General features: G+C 35.7%; 6 protein-coding genes. 5 read left to right on the top strand and 1 reads right to left on the bottom strand.

What is annotated here, in order from left to right; all coding sequences use genetic code 11:
• Positions 1–157: 157 nt before the first annotated feature.
• Positions 158–1168: an RING finger protein gene (locus RHOW815_RS06485; RefSeq protein ID WP_215217513.1), complete on the bottom strand. Its 1011-nt coding sequence runs from the start codon at positions 1166–1168 to the stop codon at positions 158–160.
• A 278-nt stretch (positions 1169–1446) separates the two neighbouring features.
• On the opposite strand from RHOW815_RS06485, the gene RHOW815_RS06480 reads away from it, so the two are divergent.
• The 5 genes from RHOW815_RS06480 to RHOW815_RS06460 are packed head-to-tail and all read left to right on the top strand — an operon-like array spanning position 1447 to position 5732.
• The gene (locus RHOW815_RS06480) at positions 1447–2742 is read left to right on the top strand and encodes an adenylosuccinate synthase (protein ID WP_215217512.1); all 1296 of its coding nucleotides are present in this window, start codon (positions 1447–1449) and stop codon (positions 2740–2742) included.
• A 6-nt stretch (positions 2743–2748) separates the two neighbouring features.
• The gene (gene uppS / locus RHOW815_RS06475; protein ID WP_215217511.1) at positions 2749–3504 is read left to right on the top strand and encodes an undecaprenyl pyrophosphate synthase; all 756 of its coding nucleotides are present in this window, start codon (positions 2749–2751) and stop codon (positions 3502–3504) included.
• Positions 3501–4370: a phosphatidate cytidylyltransferase gene (locus tag RHOW815_RS06470; protein WP_215217510.1), complete on the top strand. Its 870-nt coding sequence runs from the start codon at positions 3501–3503 to the stop codon at positions 4368–4370. Before uppS ends, RHOW815_RS06470 begins: the two co-directional genes overlap by 4 nt.
• A 4-nt stretch (positions 4371–4374) precedes the next feature.
• Entirely contained in the window at positions 4375–5061 is a 687-nt protein-coding gene (cmk, locus tag RHOW815_RS06465; RefSeq protein ID WP_215217509.1) for a (d)CMP kinase, read from the top strand.
• The gene (locus RHOW815_RS06460; protein WP_215217508.1) at positions 5058–5732 is read left to right on the top strand and encodes a lysophospholipid acyltransferase family protein; all 675 of its coding nucleotides are present in this window, start codon (positions 5058–5060) and stop codon (positions 5730–5732) included. The genes cmk and RHOW815_RS06460 overlap by 4 nt, the downstream gene beginning before the upstream one ends.
• The last annotated feature ends 167 nt before the right edge of the window (positions 5733–5899 follow it).

Genomic DNA, 5899 nt, shown 5'->3' with positions numbered 1-5899 from the left:
TATATTGGAACGGACTATTAATGTTTGGACTACTGGGATATTGGATGAATTTCTTAAGTCGGCAAGTATCTTTAAAACAGTAAATTTAATTCAAGATAGGTTCATATATTTGATCTATGGATGGAATACTCATATTTTCTCTATTTTTCTATAAATTTTAAGGATTGCTTGTTTCGGCTTGTAATTGTTGTTGTAAAAGAGGACTTGCTTCGAGATACTGCCATAGTTTAGAACCGTGCTCTCTAAGCCTATCTTCAATAATAAATTGTATGTCTGGTCGGTCAATCAGCTGATTAGCTGTCAATGGCTCCCTTGTAATCGGAGATAGGGATCTGACCATTAAACTATTTATAATAGCTGATCTTTCATACAAGGTAGGATTGTTTTGTCCTTGTTGACGATGACGAGTAGTAGGATCTTCCACGGGGTAACGAATAGGCTCAAGTGTAATAGGACAAATATATCTTCGTAATATCAGATCATCATGGAAAGCTGGAGGGATAGGAAAAGAATTCAAAATAGCTTCCGCTATTTCTTGAGGGTCATCATATCGACGGTTTAAGAATAAATGCCCAAATGCTCTTGCATAGATATTCTCATAGAAATTTCTATATAATTGTCCTGCTGAATTAATTAAACCAAATTCAAAGGCCATTTTCATCTTAAAAGCAATGTTAATTCGATTTTCTAGTTCTTTGAGTTTCCCTTTTTGCTCTAGTGTAGATTTTAAAGAACTATCTATAGAGGATGTGGGAGTTGTTTCAAGAGCACCATTTAGGCAGTGTTTTATTTCATAAGTAGATTTTTCTGCTGATACTCTTATGATATCCGATATAGGAAGGATTACCGCTCTTTCTAAGAACTGTAGTTCGGTCTCTATCTCTTCAGAGCGTTTTGGACCTTTGAAAATTTGAATAAGAAGATGTAAATATCTACTTGTAAGCTCTGAGTTTTTTAGACAAGCAAGAGCATGATTATCGCTTGGACTACAGGTTAATTTTTTTATTTCTGTTGCTGAAAATCCAAATAATGCTAGTCGATTAACGACGTTTGCAGTTTGTAAAATAGATGGTTCAGATTCACTGCATTCATCTACAGCTTGTACAACATGGAGGAAATCAAGAAATGTTGTTACGCATTTGGTTGCAATCCCTATAGAACTACTCATACTTATCTCCTTAAGATCCTTGAAATAAGGAGATGAAATTTTAAATTTCAACTGAATAAAAAGCAATTTTTTTAGAAAAGTCGAAAAACATGCTAATTTTTATTCTAGAAATATAAATAACTATTAAAAAATACAACTTTGAGAAATAGATCTGCTCCTAATTAGGCTGTTTAAGAGAAGCATGTTTTTATAGAAAAATCATCGATTCAAATCAAGCATTTGCTACACTCTTCTTTTTATTAAAAATACACAATTGCGACTTAAGAAGGTTTTGAAATATGTCTAGCATGATTGTGGTAGGGGCTCAATGGGGAGATGAGGGAAAAGGAAAAGTCACCGACCTATTAGCAAAATCAGCCGACTTTGTGGTTAGAGCTCAAGGAGGGAACAATGCAGGACATACCATTTTAATAGGTTCTCAAGAGCTTCGATTTCATTTAATTCCATCGGGTATTTTACATCCTAATACACATTGTCTGATCACAGGTGGTACTGTGATCGATCCAGGTTCTTTTTTAGAAGAAGTGGATTGTTTAAGAAAAGAAGGGATTGATTTTGCGGATCGGTTGTGGCTGTCTAATTATGCGCATGTGATTTTTCCCTATCATAAGCTACTAGACAAGTTGTATGAGAGTCGAAAGAAAGATCGAGCCATTGGAACCACGGGAAAAGGGATTGGACCTTGTTATGCGGACAGATCTAGCCGAATAGGAATTCGATTAGCAGAATTTGTGCGACCAGATATTTTAAGAAAAAGGTTACAGGCCAATCTTTTTTCAAAAAATCAAGAATTACAAATCATTTTTCAACAAGAGCCGCTACTATTGGATTCTTTATTAGAGGAATGTCATCAACTAGCTGCCAAGTTAAAACCTTTTATAGCGCCTGTTGAAGAGTGGATTGCTGAAGCCCTCAAAATGGGAAAGAAAGTGTTGTTTGAAGGAGCTCAGGGTACTCTTTTAGATAACAATTTTGGCTCTTATCCATATGTAACTTCTTCTAGCACGATTGCAGCAGGTGTTATTGCAGGGGCGGGAATTGGTCCAACGAAGATCGACCATGTTCTTGGCGTGGTAAAAACATACACAACGCGTGTAGGCGAAGGGCCTCTGCCAACTGCTTTTACAGAAAAAGAACAGAAAATGTTTGTTGCATCTAAAGTGCGTGAAATAGGAACAACAACTGGAAGAACAAGGCGCATGGGTTGGTTCGATGCCTGTTTGGTTCGTTATTCTGCAAGGTTAAATGGGCTCGATTCAATGGCTTTAACCAAATTGGATGTTTTAGATACATTAGATGAGATTAAAATTTGTACTCACTATCGCTTAGATGGGGTTACTTTGGAATCTCCTCCTGCTTTAATTGAAGATCTAGCACGAGTTGAGCCTATATATGAAGTGCTAGAAGGATGGAGAAAAGAAACATCTCAAGTTCCCTCTTATGAGGAGCTGCCAGAAAAAGCTATTTATTATCTTAAGCGAATTTCAGAATTAATAGATGTGCCCATTAGTATGATCTCATTAGGGCCTGATCGAAAGAGTACTCTTTTTTTACACCAATTCTTTAAAAAATAATTTACTATGCAGATGTTAAATGTTCCAGAAAGCGCTTTGGAAGATTCTTTAATTATAGATAAAAATATACTCCCAAAGCATGTTGCAATTATCATGGATGGGAATAGAAGGTGGGCTAAAAAAAACGGCTTGCCTAATATGATGGGACATTGGCAAGGTGCTAAAACCATCATTGATATTGTAACCGCTGCAATTAAATGGAATATAAAAGCATTAACGGTTTTTGCTTTTTCTACAGAAAATTGGCAAAGATCGCAGCAAGAAATAGATAATTTAATGTATCTATGTAAAATTTATTTGCGTAGATTTTGTTTTAAAATGATTAAAGAACAAGTGCGGTTGCAGACAATTGGAGATCTTACTAAAATACCAAAAGATGTTTATAAAACCATATGTGATGTAAAGAAAGCAACCGAAAATGGGAACCGAATTGATTTAGTATTAGCTATCAATTATGGTGGTAGAGATGACATTAAAAGAGCTCTTGTTAATATCGTAGAGGATGTTCAAAGTGGGCTTTTGAGCAGATCTGAAATTAATGAGCAACTAATTGCTCAATATTTAGATACTTCTTACTGGCCTGATCCAGATCTTCTCATTCGTACAAGTGGAGAAAAAAGACAAAGCAATTTTTTGCTTTGGCAACTTTCTTATAGCGAGTTTTATCACACAGAAGTGTTGTGGCCAGATTTTTCTGAAAAAGAGCTAATAAAAGCTTTATATCAATTTCAACAACGTCAAAGGCGATTTGGAGGCCTATGACCATAAAGAGAATGGCAGATTTAAGCTCTAGGCTAATGACCTCTATTTCAATAGGGGTTTGTGTCGCAACATTAATTATTTTTTCCCCTTTGCCTTTTGTTAGTCTTTTACTTATGTTCTTTGTAGCCGGAATTTCTGCTACTGGGGTTTGGGAATATGCGCAATTAGCTATTGCTAAAAAAAAGCGTCCAGCCACGCGATTAATGATGGCTATAGCAATTTTGGAAGTAATTGCTTTATATATATATCTGGTTTTTGTAGACCTTCCTCAACTGCCCATTTTAGTTGTGGCATTAGGTGTTATTGCTTTTTTTATACACCGTTTTAAAAGAGTAATAGGGGCTTTAAATGAGATTGCCATCGAATTTTTTGGAATTGTTTATGTAGCGGTGCCTTTGAGCTTAATCTTAGGAGTCCTTTATCCCAACCCTCATCATGGGTTTCCTCAGGAAGGGCGTTGGTGGCTTTTGTATTTAATTGTTGTCACCAAAATTACCGATGTAGGTGCTTATTTTGTAGGAAGACTTTGGGGAAAAAATAAATTGTGTCCTTCTTTAAGTCCTCAGAAAACAGTAGAAGGAGCAATTGCTGGATTTATTGGTGCTGTTTGTGCAAGCATAGCTATTCATAAACTAGCGGTTTATATGCAAGCAGAGTGGTTCCACCTTTCTTTTTCAGAGTCAATATGGCTTGGGATGTTAATTGGAATATTAGGGCAAGTAGGAGATTTAGCAGAATCTCTTTTAAAAAGAGATGCCGTTGTTAAAGATAGCAATGTTTTGCCTGGATTGGGGGGTGTGTTAGATATGGTAGACTCTTTACTCTTTACTACGCCTATTTTATATTTCTTTTTGCGGATGCATTAAAACTATGATCATTACTATTGATGGCCCTGCAGCAACAGGCAAAACAAGCGTTTCAAGACAAGTAGCTGAAAGATTGCATTTTACGTATTTTGACACAGGTGCTATGTATCGAGCATTTACTTGGTTTTTTCTTAAATCTCAAATTGCAATTGAACAAATAGAAAAGATGCAAAAACTAGTTGATCAATTCTCTTTTAGAATAGAAACAAAAGAGCACAGTAAAAGATATTTTGTAGGAGATAAAGATGTAACAGAAGAGATCAGGTCGTATCTTGTTACTTCTCATGTATCGGAAGTATCTGCTATAGATTGTGTTCGCTCTAAATTATTGGACATTCAAAGACAATGTGCTGCTCGGGGAGATTTTGTTTTTGAAGGTAGAGATTTGGGAACGGTTGTTTTTCCTCAAGCTGAAATTAAAATTTTTTTAACAGCTAATCCACGCATTCGAGCAGAAAGGCGTCTAGCTGAATTATTAGCCCAGTATCCTCAAGAAGAGCTGGAGCTAGCTAAACAATCTGTGCTAGCGGACTTATTAAAAAGAGATCATTATGATTCTACTCGATCAAATGCTCCCTTAAAATGTTCACCAGATGCATATAAAATTGATGCCTCTATATTGACTTTAAATGAAGTGGTTGATCAAATCATTCAATTGATCGCAGAAAAATATCCTGAAAAAATTCCATGATAAAACCTAGTTGGGCATCTGATAATTCTCTTTCTTTTCTCTATCGCATAGTAGTATTTTTTACCTGGTTATTCTTTAAAATTCTTTATCGACATAAGATATATGGACTAAAACATGTATATAAAGGAGCTGCAATTATTGCAGCGAATCATACATCTTTTTACGATCCCCCTATTTTAGCTATTTCATGGCCACAAGAAGTGCATTTTTTAGCAAGAGAGAGCTTATTTAAATATGCTTTATTTGGCCCCTTTATTCGAAAATTGAACTCCCATCCCGTGCAAGGGGATACGAGTAATAGTAGAGCATTTAAAGCTATCCAAGAGCTTTTAGCATCTGGAAAAAAAGTGATTCTCTTTCCAGAGGGAACAAGAGCTTATGAGGATCAATTGGGAGAATTAAAATCCGGAGTTGCTTTTTTAGTCTTTCGTTCTCAAATAGCTGTAATTCCTACTTATATTCATGGGACGTTTTCCATTTGGAATCGGGGAAGAAAGCTACCTAAATTATGGGGGAAAACGGCTTGTGTATTTGGCACCCCAATTTCTTACGAAGCATTTCAAGGCCTTGATAAAAAACAAGCGCAAAAAGCTCTTAAAGAGCGTCTAGCTGAATCTATACAAAATTTACGTACCTGGTATGAGAGAGGAGCTGAAGGAGACCCTCCTTAAGAAGTAATTAATTCTAGACCATTGCTTATTAAACATTTTTAATATGATTGTATAATGAAAAGGCAGAAAGTGCATGAACCTATCTTGAATTGAATATAAATTTTCGCTATGATACCAGATCTTTTTATTTTTTAACTAAAGACAGATGACATGAGCAAGCAAGGATT

This window comes from Candidatus Rhabdochlamydia sp. W815 (assembly GCF_018642185.1).
Lineage (GTDB): Bacteria > Chlamydiota > Chlamydiia > Chlamydiales > Rhabdochlamydiaceae > Rhabdochlamydia > Rhabdochlamydia oedothoracis.
This window is presented reverse-complemented; position numbering and strand designations above follow the sequence as displayed.